Here is a 17,812-nt window from a genome sequence, read left to right on the forward strand (position 1 = left end):
GAAGGAGCTGTTCTGATGAAGATCAAAATTCAGGAATGGATAATAGAAGCGGATATTGCAAAGCTGCAAGCGGCTATGGAAGCAGGCGTAGTCAGCTCAGAAGATTTGGTAGCAGCCTATTTGGAACGGATTCATAAGTACGATATAGACATAAACGCAATCTTAGAAATCAATCCAGAGGCTAAAGACATCGCTAGAGCACTGGATATTGAACGTAGGGAACAAGGAAGTCGGGGAAGTCTACACGGTATTCCTATATTGTTGAAGGATAATATAGATACCGCGGATAAAATGCATACGAGTGCTGGGTCAATAGCTTTAGCAGGATCATTCGCGGCAAAAGATTCCTTCGTAGCTGCGAAACTTCGGTCGGCAGGAGCTGTTTTGCTTGGAAAGGCGAATATGTCGGAGTGGTCTAACTTCATGTCTAGTTCAATGCCAGCTGGGTATAGTTCCCGGGGAGGGCTAGTGCTGAATCCTTATGGACCTGGGAGCGTATTTGTCAGCGGATCTAGTTCTGGACCTGCAGCAGCTATTGCGGCGAATTTGGCAGCAGCATCGATCGGAACGGAAACCGCGGGATCAATTGTTGGGCCAGCCTGTCAGCATGCTCTCATCGGGATCAAACCAACGGTCGGATTAGTCAGTCGTACTGGAGTGATTCCTATTTCAGTTAGCCAAGACACTCCTGGACCTATTGCTAAAACGGTTACGGATGCGGCGATTATTTTGGGGGCATTAACGGGAGTGGATGACAAGGATGAAGCAACATTATCGAGCGAGAAGCATGCTTTTACGGACTATACTCCATTTCTAGATAAAAGCTTTATACGGCAAGCAAGAATAGGTGTCCCACGGCATTATTATAACCATTTAGATGCAGAGCGACTTTCAATTATGGAAGCAGCTATCCAGACTTTGAAGAATGAAGGGGCTACGATTATAGATCCGGTTACGCTTTACGTTGAACAACAAAACTGGAATAATGATGTAATCTGTTATGAATTTAAAAAGGGGCTCAACGCGTATTTATCTGGGGTAGATGATTCCGTTCCGATTCACTCTTTGCAAGAACTGATAGTGTATAATGAGCTCCATGCTGAAATCGCATTACAATATGGGCAAGACACATTAACTAGGTCAGAGGAAGTAACTTTAACAGAAGAAGAATATCAGCAAAAGAAACAAGAATACAGAAAGCTAGCGCTCGAGCAAGGAATAGATTACGTGTTGGAACAATATAGTTTGGATGCGCTATTACTGCCAGGTGATGTAGATGGTATGTATATTGCGGCACGCTTAGGGTATCCGTTAATTACCGTTCCGGCAGGGTATGTAGAACAGGGCATTATTGATGCTGATGGTGATCCTACTCGGGGTCCCTTTGGTGTAGTTTTTTCCGGAAAAGCCTATAGTGAGCCTACGCTCCTATCCATAGCCTATGGGTTTGAACAAGCTACGCAGCATCGTGTTCCACCGCAACTGGAATAGGTATTGACTACTTTATTATAGAAGGAAGAGATCAGCTTGAAATATTGTCTAGAGTGTGGAACAGCGTTAGTAATGAAAGAAAGCGATGGGGAAGGGCAGGTACCTTATTGTAATGCATGCGAAACGTTCAGATTCCCTTTTTTTAGCACGGCGATCAGTACAGCAGTATTAAATCGGGATATGAATAAGATTCTATTGATTCAGCAGTATAACCGACCAGATTATATATTGCTTGCAGGGTACGTGAATAAAGGTGAAGATGCGGAAACCACACTTATTCGTGAGGTAAAAGAAGAGGTAGGAATTGATATTGTAGCTTATGAATATATGCGCAGCTTGTATTTCGCACCTTCTAATACGCTGATGCTGAATTTTATAGGTGTTGCAGATACGGAGGACTTAAGTCAGGTGAGTGCTGAGGTAGATCATGCAGAATGGTTTACTTTGGAAGAGGCCGCCAGTGCTATTAAAAAGAATAGTCTAGCCGAAACCTTCCTGTTGGCGATTATTGAAAAATTGCATGCAGATCAGGTACAGGTAAATCCAGTGTCGGTAGGAGGAACAATGTAAGATGATAGTATATAGCTTTCAGCTGAGAATTATGAGTTTGGCGATGCCGATGGTGCAGGAGATTCTTGAGCGGAGGTAAAACAATGTTTAATCAAGAGAAAAGAACAATGACGACCGAAAGATTGATACTGAGACCCTTTGAATTATCTGATGCAAAACGTGTCTCTGACCTCTGCAATAATTATAATATCTATAAAAGTACGTTGACTCTACCTTATCCATACACTATCGAATGTGCAATATCATGGATTGAAGCTCATGAAGAGAATTTTATCAATAATATGTATTATGAGTTTGCGATTACTGATAAAAGTACAAACGAGCTTTATGGAGCTATAGGACTGACAAATAAGCAAGCACACAGAAATGGTGAAGTTGGATATTGGATCGGTGAGGAATATTGGGGGAAAGGATACGCGACTGAAGCAGCAAAAGCGATCATTGCGTTTGCTTTTTCAGAAAAGCATTATCATAAAGTATTTGCAAGACACTTTGCTTCAAATCCCGGCTCTGGGAAGGTAATGCAAAAATGTGGAATGGTGGAGGAAGGCATTTTATTACAGCATATCTATAAAGAAAATAAATATGATGACCTTATTCATTATGGAATTATTAACACAGAAGGCTAAGCTACATAAAGTGAATTTTAAAGTTTTTACAAGCATATAAAATAAAAAGGAGCCGAAGGGCTCCTTTTTATAGTTCTACCATTGATCTTTGCTGACAGATCGGATGGATTTTATTATTTAAGCTTATATACACGAGCTTCATAAGGACGAAGCTGAATTGTGTTTAGTTCTTCTTCTGGATTTACTTCGTAGTTGGCAATAAGCAATTCCTTCGCTTGGAATTTCACAGTAGAAGGAAGTTCGAAAGTCGTAGGCTCTCCGAAGAAATTCAATACAACCAGTAGCTGTTCTTCTCCAAGAGTACGTAGATAAGCATATACCTGCTCATTCTCCTCGGCCAAGATTGTATAGTTTCCGTATACGATAATCTCATGCTGCTTACGCAGTTCAATTAGCTTCTTATAGTAGTGGAAAATAGAATCGGGATCAGCCAGTGCCTTCTCTACGTTGATATCTTTGTAGTTAGGGTTCACAGCCAACCACGGATTGCCAGTAGTGAAGCCTGCCTGCGGTTCCGAGTTCCATTGCATCGGCGTACGGCCATTGTCCCGACCTTTGATGTAAATGGAATTCATGATTTTTTCTTCCGAGTGTCCGGCAGCCAAGTATTCCTTATACATATTTACAATTTCAATATCCTTGTAGTCATCGATGGAAGCAAATTGTACATTTGTCATGCCGATTTCTTCACCTTGATAGATGTAAGGTGTACCTTGGAGCGTATGAAGCAGTGTTGCTAGCATTTTGCCAGACTCTTTCGGGAACAGCTTATCATCACCAAAGCGGGATAGCATACGCGGCTGATCATGGTTGTTCATATACAAGCTGTTCCAACCCTTACCGTCGAGTGCGACTTGCCACTTGGAAATAATGGACTTAATGTCCGCCAGCTTCCAAGGCTGTACATTCCATTTACCTCCAGGACCGGAATCGACGTCCATGAGCTCGAAATGGAATACCATGTTCAGCTCGTTACGATCCTCGGAAACATACAGTGAAGCTTCTTCTGGAGTAACATTAACAGCTTCGCCCACTGTCATGATATCGTACTTGGATAGCACCTCACGGTTCATTTCCTGCATATACTCATGTACGCGTGGACCGTTAACGAAATAGTCTCCACCGAAGTGGTACGTAGGCTGTTCTCCGTTACTTTCCCCAGAAACGCTAGGCAATTCCGGTACTTTGGAGATCAGGTTGATCACGTCCATGCGGAATCCGTCAATTCCTTTATCTAGCCACCAAGTCATCATATCGTAGATTTCCTTGCGGAGCTTTGGATTGTCCCAATTTAAATCCGGTTGTTTACGGGAGAAGAGATGGAGGTAATATTCCTCCGATTTCTCATCGTATTCCCAAGCTGATCCACTGAAGAAGGAGCCCCAGTCGTTCGGTGGCTGGCCGTCTTTTCCAGGACGCCAGATATAATAATCACGATAAGGATTATCCTGCGATTTGCGGGACTCTACGAACCAAGCATGCTCATCTGAGGAATGGTTGACCACAAGGTCCATAATCAGCTTCATGCCACGGCTGTGAAGACCAGCAAGCAGTTCCTCCCAATCGGAGAGCGTTCCGAAATCATCCATGATACTTTGATAATTACTGATATCATAACCGTTATCGTCATTAGGCGACTGGTACACTGGGCACAGCCACACCACGTCGACACCAAGATGGTTTAAATAATCAAGTTTCGAAATAATCCCTTGCAGATCACCAATACCATCCCCGTTACTGTCTTTAAAGCTGCGGGGGTAAATTTGATACACTACGCTTTCTTTCCACCATTTTTTATCCAAGGTTGTAATCTCCTATCTCTATATAGATCTTACTATTTTATTTAATGGATCCTGATGTAAGTCCGCTGATAATCCATTTTTGAGCGAACAAATAGACGATGAGCATCGGGGTTAATGCGAGCAAATATGAAGCGAAAGCTAAGTTAAAATCTGTACTGAACTGCCCCTGGAATACATATTGTACCAGCGGAAGTGTGTAGGAATCCTGATCGCCGAGCAGAACCAGCGGTAGCATAAAGTCATTCCAAGTGGATAGACAAGACAGGATACCGATCGTTGCACTAACAGGAGCAAGAAGTGGAAAAATAATCTTCCAGAACGTTCCGAAGGTCGATGCACCGTCTACAGTAGCTGCTTCTTCCAGTTCATACGGAATGGAACGGATATAACCGGTGTAAACAAACACGTTAAAAGCCAGACCATATACGACGTATAGAATAATAATCCCTACAATGTTGTTCATGTGCAGATCCGTAGTCACTTTGACCACAGGCAGCATGATAATCTGGAAAGGGATAAACATTGCGCTGATAAAATAGAAGTACAGCACTTTGAAAAATCTTCGCTTCATATTACGTGCAATAGCATAGGCTACCATGGAGTTGGTAAGCAATATGAACACGACTGTTGTAATGGTAATCACGGTACTATTTCCTAATGCATTGAAGAAATTCGTTGCTTTAATCGCATTGGAGAAGTTCTCAAAATGCAGGCCAGTTGGCAGCGAGAAGATTGATTGAGCCATTTCCTCGGGATTCTTGAGTGCGATGGCAATGGTCATGTACAGCGGAAACAGGATCAGTATTGAGCCTAGGGCGATAAGAATCGTTACAGGCCAGTTGGTTGATTTTTTGATCATAAGTCCATCTCCCGTTTCTGCAGAAATTTAAGCTGAAGGGCGGAGATAACGACAATCACGATAAAATAAATCACGGCGTTCGCCGATTGATAGGCAAATTCTCCGCCTTGGAAGCCGCCTGTGTAGATTAAGTGGGCAATGGATTGCGTTGAACGACCTGGACCCCCGCCTGTCAAGGCAACGATTTGGTCGAATACCATTAGACCGCCCTTCATCGCGAGCACCATATTGATGGTGAAGAAGGAAGCAAGCATTGGAAACGTAATGCTCCAGAATTCTCTCCAGCGACTAGCGCCGTCCAGATTGGAAGCTTCGTAAAGATCATGAGGAATGGTTTGAAGACCCGCCAGATAGAGAATCGTGTTATAAGCAATCCCCTGCCAAACGGCTACAATGACGATACCGATCCAAGCCCAGTCGGAGTTACCGAGAATGTTCTGTGATAGGAATTCGCTGCCGATTTTCGCACCCCAAATAGGGAATACATTAGCGAACAAGTAGTTAAAAATAAAACCAACAATCAATACGCTGAGGATATTCGGCAAGAAATATACGCCACGGAAAAAGTTTTTAGCTTTAATTTTGGCGTTAAGTCCAAGCGCAATCAACAAGCTGATGATATTGATAAGAATAGTGGTTAGAATGGCATATTTAAAAGTGAACACATATGAATTCAACACATTTTCATCTTGAAAAATGTTAATGAAGTTCTTAAATCCTACGTAATCAAAGCTGTCACTAAAGCCGTCCCAGTTCGTGAACGAATAATATATACCCTGGATTGCAGGAAAGGTATGGAAGGCAAAGAAAAGAAGTAATGCCGGTATAGTCATCAGATAAAAGGCGACTCGGCGTTTGGCCATCATGTAATCCTCCTCATTGTAAAAGCGAAAGAGAAGAGGGGAAGCCCCGTTCTCTTTCGCGGTTCATGTTTGTCTGATCAGTTTATTTCCGGTTAGCTACTTTATCCCATTCCTTATCAAGCTGTTCTAGGTAAGCTTTAATGTCTTTCTTTTGCAAGAAGGATTGGTTGATGGTATCCACTTTCATCGCACTTGGAATGTAGTGGTCAGCAAAGTCAGCCAAGTTGCCAGCGCTAAACGCTTCTTTGAAGCCATCCATCGTTGGATCATCTTGTGTTACACCTTTTACAGCTGGGAATGCTTTTTGCTCATTGATGTATAGGCTAACATTCTCAGGTTGAAGCAGGAAGTCTACGAATTTCTTTGCTTCTTCTTTATGTTTAGTGTTCTTGGAAATCGTCAGCAACGTATCTACGCCAGAAATGACTTTGTTATCGGCAGCATCATTTGTTGCTGGGAATGGGAATACGCCAAGTTCAATGGATGGATTGGCTTTCACGATTTCTGGGATCGCCCATACGCCTTGCAGGTACATTGCGGATTCACCTTTAGCGAATGCTGTGTTTCCGTCATTGTAACCTTTACCAAAAATATCTTTTTGTCCGTATTCCGTCAGCTTAAGCAGCTTTTCAGCAACCTCGTTAAAGCTGTCTGCGAAGGTTACAGTGCCTGCTGCACGCTCCTTGAAGAAATCATTCCCTTTAATGATCGTGGAGAGGGAGTTGAACGGCGTAAGTGTTGTCCATGAATCCTTCAGTGTCAGGTAAAAAGCATTTTTACCGCTGTCTTTGAACTTTTGAGCGACAGCCATGAACTCATCCCAAGTAGTTGGAACAGTAACACCGGCTTCAGCGAACATCGCTTTATTGTAAATGACACCACTTGCGTTTGAAGAGAATGGAAGACCATTCAGTTCGTCCGAACCCGTCAGGTCTTTCAGCATTTGAAGATATGCTGGCTGGATATTCTCAGCGAGTGGATCGCCTGTGAAATCTTCAAAAAGACCGCTGCCAGATAACGTCTTGTAGGTGTCAGTTGCTCCGATCCCTACCACGTCAGGAATATCTTTCTTCGCTGCACGAGTTTTCAATACCGTTTCAGCATCTGGCGGGTTAACCTGTGTGACAACAATATTTGGATTGGCTTCATTGAATTTCGCAACCAGCTTGTCGAAGGTGGCTTTGGCTTCGGTTTTATTTTGGAAAAACTCGACTTTTACCTTTTCACCGGAGGAGGCATTTCCACCACTATTTGCGCTGTTGTCAGCCGCATTGCTACCACAGGCACTAAGTACGGACATAGCCAGTACGCTAACCACTACGGGTTTGATTGTTTTTTTCATGATTAAATCCTCCTAATAATTTGTTGGTATTATGAACATGTAAGAGATTAAACATGTACGTAAATGAAAACTAATTGATATTCTGCTACTTATAGGCGGCAGATATGCATCACCAATAGAGAGAGTAAACGTTTACGTAAAAGGGGTAAAAAGACTCAGGTAAGTGATCTTACCGTTTGTCTTTCCACGATTAAGTGATCGACAATTTTACTATCCACAGTCTCGCCTGTTTCAATCATCTGAATAAGCTTCTCTACGGCGATCTTACCAATATCGTACAGTGGTTGACGCACTGTAGTTAACGGAGGAATAATCATTTTCGCCATTCCAAGATCGTCATAACCCATAATGGATATATCGTCGGGAACACTTAAACCATATTTGATGACCGTGGAAAGAGCACCAATCGCCATTTCATCACTAGCGGCAAAGACGGCAGTGACATCAGGGGCTTGCTCCAAGAGAGCTTCCATTGCAATGCTCCCGCTTTCATACAGAAAGTCTCCAAAGGTGAGATAGCGGCTGTCGAAAGGAATCCCACTCGCTTCAAGCGCTTTACGATATCCTTCGGCTCTGGGTGCACCAGCGATAGCATCGCTTGGATTTCCGCTGATCATGGCTATTTTGCTATGACCTTTGGAAATTAAGTAGAGGGTAGCATCATAAGCAGCCTGGTAATCGTCTACTTTCACGTAAGGTACACTGGCAAATTCCGTTTGAGAAGAAACCAACACAACTGGGATCTTCATGGTTTCTAGCACATCGTAATACTCTTTCTTCAAGACCTCACTAGAGTAAATAATGCCATCGACCTGCTTCTCCCTTAAGAGTTGTAAGTACTTTAACGTTCGTTTACCATCCTGGTCGGTATTACAGACCATTACACTGTAATTGCGGTCATTGGCCAATTCCTCAATGCCTTTAAGCAGATCGGAGGAGAACGCTCCAGAAACACTTGGAAACATTACACCAATCGTCTGCGTACGCTTATTGATTAGGCCACGAGCAATCGCGTTAGGTTGATAGCCGAGATCTTTGATAGCTTCATTTACCTTTTGTTTCGTCTTGTCGGAGTACCCACTTAAATTGTTTAGCACGCGAGAGACTGTTGCAATGGAAACGTTCGCTTTTTGTGCAACATCTTTAATTGTTGGGTTCATTCATACGACTCCTTAGATTACGGTTAGCCTTAGATTAAACGTTTACGCTTCGAAAATCAAATTACTTAAAAAGTATTACGTAAACGCTTACCCTGAATATAAATCCTGGCAGGTATGCTTGTCAACTCCACTTAAAAAATATGTGAATGATAGGAACCATGAAAGGTAATTATTTTTTAATAGAATGAAACCGATTAAATTACCAGAAAATCTCTGTTAAAGTGGTGTATAAGAGGGAGAAATGTAGTTGGAGCAGGATATTAAGAATACAGAGACCCAGAATTGACAAAAGAATATTAGAGGACTAACATTTAGACAGTAAACGCTTACGTGAAATCGGATTGACATGTTTATCGTTGGTTTAGTGTTTAACCGGATAAGGAGCTGCGCTTATGAATATTTATCTCGAAATTCCAGATGTGGATAAGCATTTTCCTTTTAGAAGTTTACTATGTGGAGGAGATACGCTGTGCTATCCGCATTGGCATAAAGAAATTGAAATTATATATGTAACTAAAGGAAGTCTAAATCTGGGAATAAACGATACCCCTATTCACATGGAGCAGGGTGAGGTTCAATTTATCAACGGTGGGGATGTCCATTATTTTCTCGCCTCACCTGAAAGCGAACGGGTAGTAATTCAATTCGATCTTAACCTGTTTCAGGAAGTCGCAGCTTTGAGCGGAAGTGATTATTCGCTTCGTGAGGTTTTTACGCTTATGGAGCATTCTAGTTCAAAATGGCCCGAAGCAACCGCCGTGAAGATCAAAGGGCTGATTGAGAGTATTTATGAGGAAGACGTGCAGCGAAGAGATGGGTACGCTTACTTAATCAAAGCTAGATTGTTTGAACTATTGACCGTTATTTTACGGGAAGTGCCGAAGAGTACACTCAATAAACAGCCTAAGTTCTCGGAAGATACGCTGAACCAGTCTAGAGAAACACTGGAAAGATTAGAGCGAATTTTTATCTATGTAGAGCAGCATTACCAGGAAGCCATTACGCTAAATGAGGTAGCTAGCTATATGGGCTTTAGTCCGTATTATTTTACCAAGCTATTCAAGAAGAATACTGGTATGACCTTTATAGCTTTCTTAAACGAATATCGGCTTAACAAAGCTAAATGGATCTTAATTAATGAAGATTTGCCGATGTCTGCGGTGGCGGAAGCCGCCGGGTTTGGCAGCGTGAAGACATTCCATCATTTTTTCAAAGATGCCACGGGGATATCCCCCCTAAAATACCATAAGACAATATTCGGGAATAATACAGCAAGAATGCAGGAAGAAAGACGCCCCCGGGCTTTGTATGATAGAGATATCAAAACAGGAACAAGTGGAGGTTAGAATAAAAATGACATTAACAGTAGGAATTATCGGCTGCGGAGGCATTGCAAACGGCAAACATATGCCAGCGCTATCAAAAGTGGAAGGTGCTCGAATGGTTGCTTTTTGCGATATCGTTCCAGAGCGTGCTGAGAAGGCAAAAGCGGAGTTTGGGGATGAGGGCTCCGTGGTCTACACAGATTATAAAGAGCTTCTTAAAGATGCAAGTATAGATGTAATTCATGTATGTACACCAAACATTTCTCATGCAGAGATTTCCATTGCGGCAATGGAGGCAGGCAAGCATGTAATGTGTGAAAAGCCGATGGCTAAGACCACAGCAGAAGCGCAAGCAATGATCGATGCTTCAAAACGAACTGGGAAGAAGCTGACCATCGGTTACCAAAACCGTTTCAGACCAGATTCAGCTTATCTGCATACGGTATGCGAGAATGATGGTCTTGGAGAGATTTATTATGCTAAAGCTAAGGCGATCCGTCGTCGTGCCGTTCCAACGTGGGGCGTGTTTCTGGACGAGGAAGCGCAAGGCGGAGGTCCATTGATTGATATCGGTACTCATGCCCTTGATTTGACTCTTTGGATGATGGATAACTACAAACCAAAATATGTTGTCGGTAACGCTTATCATAAGCTGTCCGGTCGTAAAAACGCTGCGAACGCTTGGGGCCCGTGGGATCCTGAGAAATTTACAGTTGAGGATTCCGCCATTGGATTCATTACTATGGAGAATGGAGCTAGCATCGTTCTCGAAGCAAGCTGGGCGCTGAATACCCTTGATGTTGGTGAAGCTAAAACTGTGCTTTGCGGTACTGAAGGTGGAGCGGATATGGAAAACGGTCTGCGCATTAACGGAGAAGAATACGGCAAGACATTCGAGAAGCATATCAGCCTGGAAGCCGGTGGCGTTGACTTTTATGATGGCGCGGGAGATGATCCTGCATTGACTGAGGCTACTCAGTGGATCGAAAGCATCGTCAATGACACCGAGCCTGTAGTGAAGCCAGAGCAGGCGCTCGTTGTTACCCGCATCTTGGAGGCTATTTATAAATCCTCTGAAACTGGCATGCCTGTATTTTTTGAAAAGTAAGAAAGTATAAGTTCCACGTTATACTTAATCCTTACTTTTCTACGAGAAACGTTTGTCATCTTCTAAGGATGACAACGGCGTTTCTTCTTGAATAAACAGTCAAGTTTAACGACATAGATAACTATGAACTAGGAGTGTGTCCAAAGTGACCAGAGTAACGGTATGGAATGAATTCCGCCATGAACGGCAGGAAGAGAGAATTCTCAAGGTCTATCCGCAAGGGATTCACGGACAATTGGCAAGCTTCCTTCAGGAAGCTGGACTGGACGCTCAGACAGCTACGCTGGATGAACCGGAGCATGGACTGACACAAGAAGTGCTGGATAACACAGATGTACTGATTTGGTGGGGACATGTTGCCCATCAAGAAGTTAGTGATGAGATTGTAAATCGTGTTCACCAAAGAGTGCTTCAAGGCATGGGGCTAGTGGTGCTTCATTCGGGTCATATGTCCAAAATATTCATGAAGCTGATGGGCACCAGCTGTGATCTAAAGTGGCGTGAAGCAGGGGAGAAGGAGCGTCTTTGGGTCATGGACCCAAGTCACCCGATTGCTGAGGGCATTGGTGAATATATCGATTTGGAGCAAGAGGAAATGTACGGAGCACATTTTGATGTGCCAGCACCAGAGAGTCTAATTTTTGTCGGCTGGTTTGAAGGCGGCAATGTGTTCCCAAGCGGATCGACCTATCGCCGTGGGAACGGGAAGATCTTTTATTTCCAACCTGGTCATGAATCTTATCCAACCTATTACAACAAAGAAATCCAAAGAGTGATCATCAATGGCGTGAACTGGTGTGCACCAACGAAGCGTGATTATCCAGTTTACGGACATTCTGAAGCTTTGGAGCCAATCAAAGAAAAGGTGGTATTATAAATGAAATTAGGCGTATTTGATCCTGTATTTGGAAGTTTGACTCTCGATGAGATGCTTGATAAAATCGCTGCTGCTGGTTTGAATGCGGTAGAGATCGGTTCAGGAGGCAATCCCGGAAATGCCCACTGTCCAACAGATGAGCTGCTTGCCAGCGAATCAGCTCGTAAGGAATATCTGGAGAAGTTCACGAAACGTGGCATTATGATCAGTGCATTCAGTTGCCATAATAACCCGATTTCGCCGGATAAAGAAGAAGCTCGTGAAGGCGACGAAATTCTGCGTAAGTCGATCAAGCTAGCTTCGCTAATGGGCGTTAAGGTAGTGAACACTTTCTCGGGAACCGCGGGAGACAGCGACGATGCAAAAGCACCGAACTGGCCAGTTACACCCTGGCCTACCGTGTACAGCGACATCAAAACCTGGCAGTGGGAGCATAAACTAATCCCTTACTGGAAGGAAATCGGTAAGTTGGCTGAGGAGCATGGCGTTAAGATCGGTATCGAGCTTCACGGCGGATTCCTCTGCCATACTCCTTACACGATTCTGAAGCTTAGAGAAGCAACCTGTGATGCGATCGGCGCGAATCTAGACCCGAGCCATCTGTGGTGGCAAGGCATCGATCCTGTAGGCGCGATCAAGATTCTTGGTAAAGCTGGTGCGATCCATCACTTCCATGCCAAGGATACGTACCTGGATCAGGACAATATTAATATGTATGGCCTGACGGATATGCAGCCTTACGGCGATGTACAGACCCGTGCATGGACCTTCCGCTCCGTTGGCTGTGGACACAGCATATCTGAATGGTCAGATATCATGAGTGCGCTGCGTACTTACGGTTATGATTATGTGGTCAGCATCGAGCATGAAGACCCTCTTATGACGGTAGACGAAGGCTTCCAACGTGCAGTAACCAATTTGCAATCCATTCTTATTCGCGATCAACCACAAGGTATGTGGTGGGCGTAAGAATAGTTTAAGAACGAAAGGTCTTGATTCTCTAGTGTTTGTAGAGGATCAAGATCTTTTTTTGCGTGTTTATGTGGATGTGGGTTAGGATAATGTGCGGATGAAGAAAATAGCAGAAAGCAAGGTTCTAAGATGAATAAAGGAGAGACAACAATGTTACTAGAAGTTATTGCTACAACATTAAGTGATGCAGTAATGGCCGAGCGTTACGGAGCTGATCGAATTGAATTGATCACTGGGATCAGTGAAGGGGGATTGACGCCCAGTCTGGGACTTATTGAAAAAGTGCGCAATGCTGTCTCTATCCCGGTCAGGGTAATGGTTAGACCCCATGCCAGATCCTTTTCTTATGATAAGGATGACATAGAAACCATGGAGCAAGATATTCAGCATATCGTATCTATCGGCGGGTTATCTGTCGTAATGGGTATGTTACGCCCTGATGGAACAATTGACGAAGAGTCACTTCAAAGGCTGCTTCATACTGCAAAAGGTTTGGAGGTGACATTCCATCGTGCTTTTGATGAAGTGAGGGATCAATTTGAGGCGTTAGAAATATTGATGCGTTATCCTCAAATTACTGACATTCTAACATCAGGAGCCGAGAATACAGCCCCTAAAGGTGCGGAACGTCTTGCTGCGCTGGAGCAGCTTACCTCGGAGCAATCTATATCTATTCTTGCTGGCAGTGGGTTAACGGCAGACGGGTTAAGTGATTTTATAAAACAAACGGGTGTGCGACGAGTGCATTTCGGTTCAGCCGTTAGAGAAGATGGAGATGCGCTAAAGCCGATAGATCCTCTTCGCGTGCAGGCTGTTCGAAACCTTCTGAATAAAAGGAAAGATCACTAGCTTACCGTCATTATTGATTCCATTCTTCGATAAACTTGTCAGCAGATTTCGATTTAATTTCCGTATATTGGATGATATTATAAAATTGGAATATTAAATTTACAAATGTTGATCAAGCCAAATATGACAATCGGAGGATGATCCACAGTGAGTAAGGTACAGTTCTCGGTTCAAGTAAGGTTAGTATCCAATCTGGAGCGTTCCAAGAAATTTTACGCTACAGTGTTAAGCTGTGAAGTGAATGATTGGTGGGCGGTACGCGATGAATTTGCACTGGGATTCAAGCTAATACAGGCAGCTCGTACGGAAGATGTTCAACCAAATATAGCCGGACAAGGTCAGATCACTCCATGGGACACCTATGCTTATGTGGAGACTCATCCTGAGCTTGACGAGCTATATGAAGAGTTAAAGGGTAAAGGAGCAGAATTTGTTCAAGAGCCTGATCTTCAGGAAGCAGACTGGGGGAGCTGGAAGGATTTTGCGATTAAAGATCCGGATGGGTACGTGATTGCATTTGGTTCAGGTAAGAAACATTAGTTGTCTAATCATGAAATACTGAGCATATAAAATATAGAGCTGATCTTTGGTTATCCAAAGGTCGGCTTTTTTAATGTGCGTTCACTTGGTTACAGTATTGCGATCTCTGCGTCAAATGTGGGGGACGAGTTGAAAAGAATAGGTACAGGTTGGTATGCAACAAAATTGAAATGATTTCGTCTTTATATATGGAGGTGGAGAAAATTGGGATTTTTCGTTTCGGGTGGCCGGTTTGAATCATTATTACAGCGGAACATGAAGCTGATGCTTGTATTTGGACTTCTGTTCGCTGCATGTTTTACAGGTGTGGGAAAGGCGGAAGCTGCTGCTGGATCCGATCTGATTATCGTGAACAAAAAGACAAACAAACTCGCGTATTTCAGTGATGGCAAGCTTGTGAAGACTTTTCCAGTCGCAACAGGAAAATCAAAGGAACTGACGCCTGAAGGCAGCTTCAAAATGGTAGTTAAAGTAAAGAACAGACCCTATTACAAAGAGAAAATACCCGGGGGTGATCCGGCCAATCCACTTGGCGACCGCTGGCTAGGGCTAGAAGTGAACGGAACTTATGGTACCACATATGCGATTCACGGCAATAATAATGAGTCCTCCATAGGAAAGTATGTCAGCGCCGGATGTATTCGAATGCATAATGATGACATCCACTGGCTGTACCCAAAAATAGCTAAAAATACAAGGGTCATTATTACAACAAGCACACTGGCTATGGAGAGTATTGCGACTAAAAATGGGTATTCCGTAGGAAGTAAGATGTTTGCTGGAGCTTTTGAGCTGGATGGAGTCACGACAAAGCTAAAAGATCCTTTTTTAATGGATAACTCCCGTGTATTTGTTCCGCTGAGAGAATCTGTAGCCTTGTTAGGTGGAACTTTACAGAGCAAAGCTGGAACAGGTGCACTGCTAATTACGATAGGAAATCGTACGGTGGCACATCAGCCTTTATCTGATCAGGCTGTTGTAAATGGAAAGACGCTTACGATACCAGCGTCCCGTAATGAAAATGGTCGATTGATGATTCCGCTGAGCATCTTGCCCGAATTATTTGGTATTCAGGTGCAATGGAGTTCACAGTCTCAGTCGGTAAAGATTATTTTATAACTATTCTTGAACTTTTAATTTTGGCTTAAATGGGTATATACTATATTCATTCAAACCAATTCGGACAATGACGGAGGACCACCGACTAATGAATAACTAACACGTTTCCTAGAAGAAGACCATAGAGCTTGTGAAGTGCATATGCACAAGTCACGGATCACCCGTTCAGGGTGATAACGGTCAGGGATACGTGTGTCGGTCGGGGGTCTTACGTTGCTTTTATATGAATAGATCTATTGTTTCGTTTACTCTGCACACAGCAGGTGATCACGGCCGTAGTCTATTCATGTTATGGCATATTTCCCCCCCCCCATCATACGCTATTTGACCGCAGACCGCTGGCTGCGGTTTTTTATTTGCAATATAATCGGAGGAATGAAATATGACCCTAATAAAAGCAAAAAATATACGTAAAGAATGGAACGGGACCCTGTTGTTCGAGAAGGTGTCCTTTGAGATATCAGAAGGAGAGCGTGTGCTCTTGTTCGGTCGTAATGGAATCGGCAAAACCACATTGCTTAAGGGGCTGATCGGTCGCCTCCTCTTTGAGGAGGGAAGTATCTATCATGGTTTGCCACGTGAGGAATGGGGTGTGCTGGATCAGCAGCTAGAAGTGTCCGAAGAAGTGACCGCCTTGGATTACGTAATCGCCGGATCGCCAGAGCTCCCCCAATTGAAGCGCCGGCTTGAAATTCTCAGTCAGAGGTTGCAGGAGCAGAACGACGAGAGTGGAGCGGGACTTACTGAATACGCCGAAGTGTACGATCAATACTTGCAGCTTGGTGGATATGACTGGGAGGCTAAAGCGGAAAAATGCTTGAAGCAGCTCAAACTTGAGCGTTCGGTTTGGAATGTGCCGTACTCATCGCTAAGCGGTGGGCAAAAGACACGTGTTCAATTGGCAGCATTGTTAGCCCAGCAGCCGAAGCTGTTGATTCTAGATGAGCCGACGAATCACTTAGATGGAGAAACGATGGAGTGGTTGGAACAATGGGTCCATACCTATCCCGGAACTGTGCTTTATGTTTCGCATGATCGTACGTTCATCGATCGAACGGCGACGGCGTTGCTGGAGCTTAGTCCAGAGGGGTGTCGCCGGTATTCGGGTGGATATACGCAGTATCGGGAGCAGAAGGAGGTAGAGGCGCGAACGCTAGAGGGACAATATAAGAAGCAGGAACAGGAAAAGGAGAAGCTGCTGGAGAGCATCAGAAGGTATTCCGAATGGTTCCAACAGGCACACCGTGCTGCCGGACAGCATGATTTCCTGCGTGCGAAATCAAAGAAGAACGTATCTCGTCTTCATGCGAAGGAAGCGGCACTCGAACGCTTAAATAAGAACCGTGTGGAATTACCACGCGAGACAAGTAAGCTGAAGATGAAGCTTGAAAGTGAAGCGTTTATGGCGGACACTTTGCTGTCACTCCGTGAGATTGATTTTGCATATAAGGGTAGTGCGCCTGTACTGAAAAATTTCAGTTTGTCATTGAATCGAGGCGATCGTCTCGCTATTCTGGGTCCTAATGGTGTCGGTAAGTCTTCTTTGCTGAAGCTGATTGCTGGTATTCATCAACCTAGCAAAGGTGAAGTGCGGCTGCATCCGCGTACGAAGGTTGGTTATTTTGCGCAAGAGCTCGATAATCTAGCGGTGTCGTCCACCATTCTGGATAGTTTGCTTGAACTGCCAGGTATGACCCAAACGGAGGCACGAACGATTCTGGGCTGCTTTTTATTTTCGCGGGATGATGTCTTTAAACGAATTGGTGATTTAAGTCTGGGGGAGAAATGTCGTGTAGCTTTCCTTAAACTGTACTTTGGAAAAGCTAACCTATTAGTACTGGATGAACCCACCAATTATCTGGACATTGACACTAGGGAACGAGTAGAAGAAGCGCTAAGGGTATATCCGGGAGGAATTGTGATGGTCTCACATGACCGGTACCTTCACACTAAAGTAGCTAATCGTTTGGTAATACTAGCACCGACTCAGGCACCGAAGTTTTTTCAAGGCTCCTATGAGGAATACATCTCAAAAGATAGGAGTCGAGTGCTTACCCGTAAAGAACAGGCCCTTGAGGACGACCTCGTTCTTCTGCAGCTGCGTCTGAATCAACTGATCCAGAGCGGAACTAGGAATACAGAGGAGGAGAATGAAGCGTTAATGGCGGAAATCGTTAATCTGAGGGCGCAGATTCAGGAAATAGAGGGTAAGGAAAAAACTATACACTCATAGGGAAGAACCGACACAACCTAGCTCAGGATAGAAGGTATCTTGGGCTGGGTTGTTTTTTTATTCCGTTAGAAGT

The 17,812-nt window shown here is 43.9% G+C and carries 16 protein-coding genes; 11 read left to right on the forward strand and 5 right to left on the reverse strand.

The window, feature by feature from the left end:
* Positions 1-15: 15 nt before the first annotated feature.
* The 3 genes from MKY19_RS05460 to MKY19_RS05470 all read left to right on the forward strand — a co-directional run bounded on the left by MKY19_RS05460 (position 16) and on the right by MKY19_RS05470 (position 2,690).
* Positions 16-1,491: an amidase family protein gene (locus MKY19_RS05460; RefSeq protein ID WP_339801033.1), complete on the forward strand. Its 1,476-nt coding sequence runs from the start codon at positions 16-18 to the stop codon at positions 1,489-1,491.
* A 36-nt stretch (positions 1,492-1,527) separates the two neighbouring features.
* A complete protein-coding gene (locus MKY19_RS05465) occupies positions 1,528-2,061 on the forward strand; it encodes an NUDIX domain-containing protein (RefSeq protein ID WP_339801037.1) in 534 nt (177 codons plus the stop codon).
* Positions 2,062-2,144: 83 nt separating this feature from the next.
* Positions 2,145-2,690 carry a GNAT family N-acetyltransferase gene (locus MKY19_RS05470; protein WP_339801041.1) on the forward strand — a complete coding sequence of 182 codons (546 nt, stop codon included), beginning with the start codon at positions 2,145-2,147 and terminating at the stop codon, positions 2,688-2,690.
* A gap of 113 nt (positions 2,691-2,803) precedes the next feature.
* On the opposite strand, the gene MKY19_RS05475 is transcribed toward MKY19_RS05470, so the two are convergent.
* The 5 genes from MKY19_RS05475 to MKY19_RS05495 form a co-directional block, all read right to left on the reverse strand.
* Positions 2,804-4,492: an alpha-glucosidase gene (locus MKY19_RS05475; protein WP_076301066.1), complete on the reverse strand. Its 1,689-nt coding sequence runs from the start codon at positions 4,490-4,492 to the stop codon at positions 2,804-2,806.
* 37 nt (positions 4,493-4,529) lie between these two features.
* Entirely contained in the window at positions 4,530-5,351 is an 822-nt protein-coding gene (locus tag MKY19_RS05480) for a carbohydrate ABC transporter permease (protein WP_179085741.1), read from the reverse strand.
* A complete protein-coding gene (locus MKY19_RS05485; protein ID WP_042185429.1) occupies positions 5,348-6,214 on the reverse strand; it encodes a sugar ABC transporter permease in 867 nt (288 codons plus the stop codon). Before MKY19_RS05485 ends, MKY19_RS05480 begins: the two co-directional genes overlap by 4 nt.
* Before the next feature lie 82 nt (positions 6,215-6,296).
* Entirely contained in the window at positions 6,297-7,556 is a 1,260-nt protein-coding gene (locus MKY19_RS05490; protein ID WP_052404174.1) for an extracellular solute-binding protein, read from the reverse strand.
* Positions 7,557-7,711: 155 nt separating this feature from the next.
* The gene (locus MKY19_RS05495; RefSeq protein WP_042185431.1) at positions 7,712-8,716 is read right to left on the reverse strand and encodes a substrate-binding domain-containing protein; all 1,005 of its coding nucleotides are present in this window, start codon (positions 8,714-8,716) and stop codon (positions 7,712-7,714) included.
* 392 nt (positions 8,717-9,108) lie between these two features.
* Between MKY19_RS05495 and MKY19_RS05500 the strand changes: the two genes are divergently transcribed.
* The 8 genes from MKY19_RS05500 (at position 9,109) to abc-f (ending at position 17,739) form a co-directional block, all read left to right on the forward strand.
* Complete coding sequence (locus MKY19_RS05500; RefSeq protein ID WP_339245496.1) at positions 9,109-10,062, forward strand: AraC family transcriptional regulator; 954 nt, start codon at positions 9,109-9,111, stop codon at positions 10,060-10,062.
* A gap of 7 nt (positions 10,063-10,069) precedes the next feature.
* Positions 10,070-11,149, forward strand: coding sequence for a Gfo/Idh/MocA family oxidoreductase (locus MKY19_RS05505; RefSeq protein WP_042185435.1), 1,080 nt, complete (start codon positions 10,070-10,072; stop codon positions 11,147-11,149).
* 145 nt (positions 11,150-11,294) lie between these two features.
* Positions 11,295-12,026, forward strand: coding sequence for a ThuA domain-containing protein (locus tag MKY19_RS05510; RefSeq protein WP_042124690.1), 732 nt, complete (start codon positions 11,295-11,297; stop codon positions 12,024-12,026).
* Positions 12,027-12,995, forward strand: a complete 969-nt coding sequence (locus MKY19_RS05515) for a sugar phosphate isomerase/epimerase (protein WP_042185436.1) — start codon at positions 12,027-12,029, stop codon at positions 12,993-12,995.
* Positions 12,996-13,148: 153 nt separating this feature from the next.
* On the forward strand, positions 13,149-13,847 hold the full coding sequence (locus tag MKY19_RS05520; protein ID WP_339801047.1) for a copper homeostasis protein CutC: 699 nt from the start codon (positions 13,149-13,151) through the stop codon (positions 13,845-13,847).
* A gap of 147 nt (positions 13,848-13,994) precedes the next feature.
* A complete protein-coding gene (locus tag MKY19_RS05525) occupies positions 13,995-14,387 on the forward strand; it encodes a VOC family protein (RefSeq protein WP_339801049.1) in 393 nt (130 codons plus the stop codon).
* A 204-nt stretch (positions 14,388-14,591) separates the two neighbouring features.
* Positions 14,592-15,506, forward strand: a complete 915-nt coding sequence (locus MKY19_RS05530; protein WP_256716435.1) for a L,D-transpeptidase family protein — start codon at positions 14,592-14,594, stop codon at positions 15,504-15,506.
* Between the two features lie 382 nt (positions 15,507-15,888).
* Positions 15,889-17,739 carry an ABC-F type ribosomal protection protein gene (abc-f, locus tag MKY19_RS05535; RefSeq protein ID WP_339801053.1) on the forward strand — a complete coding sequence of 617 codons (1,851 nt, stop codon included), beginning with the start codon at positions 15,889-15,891 and terminating at the stop codon, positions 17,737-17,739.
* The last annotated feature ends 73 nt before the right edge of the window (positions 17,740-17,812 follow it).

It is taken from the genome of Paenibacillus sp. FSL R5-0744 (genome assembly GCF_037972555.1).
Lineage (GTDB): Bacteria > Bacillota > Bacilli > Paenibacillales > Paenibacillaceae > Paenibacillus_AQ.

Bases quoted from the DNA above. Each gene is read 5' to 3' on its own strand.
- MKY19_RS05460 (WP_339801033.1), top strand. From the start codon at position 16: ATGAAGATCAAAATTCAGGAATGGATAATAGAAGCGGATATTGCAAAG.
- MKY19_RS05470 (WP_339801041.1), top strand. From the start codon at position 2,145: ATGTTTAATCAAGAGAAAAGAACAATGACGACCGAAAGATTGATACTG.
- MKY19_RS05480 (WP_179085741.1), bottom strand. From the start codon at position 5,351: ATGATCAAAAAATCAACCAACTGGCCTGTAACGATTCTTATCGCCCTA.
- MKY19_RS05485 (WP_042185429.1), bottom strand. From the start codon at position 6,214: ATGGCCAAACGCCGAGTCGCCTTTTATCTGATGACTATACCGGCATTA.
- MKY19_RS05490 (WP_052404174.1), bottom strand. From the start codon at position 7,556: ATGAAAAAAACAATCAAACCCGTAGTGGTTAGCGTACTGGCTATGTCC.
- MKY19_RS05495 (WP_042185431.1), bottom strand. From the start codon at position 8,716: ATGAACCCAACAATTAAAGATGTTGCACAAAAAGCGAACGTTTCCATT.
- MKY19_RS05500 (WP_339245496.1), top strand. From the start codon at position 9,109: ATGAATATTTATCTCGAAATTCCAGATGTGGATAAGCATTTTCCTTTT.
- MKY19_RS05505 (WP_042185435.1), top strand. From the start codon at position 10,070: ATGACATTAACAGTAGGAATTATCGGCTGCGGAGGCATTGCAAACGGC.
- MKY19_RS05515 (WP_042185436.1), top strand. From the start codon at position 12,027: ATGAAATTAGGCGTATTTGATCCTGTATTTGGAAGTTTGACTCTCGAT.
- MKY19_RS05520 (WP_339801047.1), top strand. From the start codon at position 13,149: ATGTTACTAGAAGTTATTGCTACAACATTAAGTGATGCAGTAATGGCC.
- abc-f (WP_339801053.1), top strand. From the start codon at position 15,889: ATGACCCTAATAAAAGCAAAAAATATACGTAAAGAATGGAACGGGACC.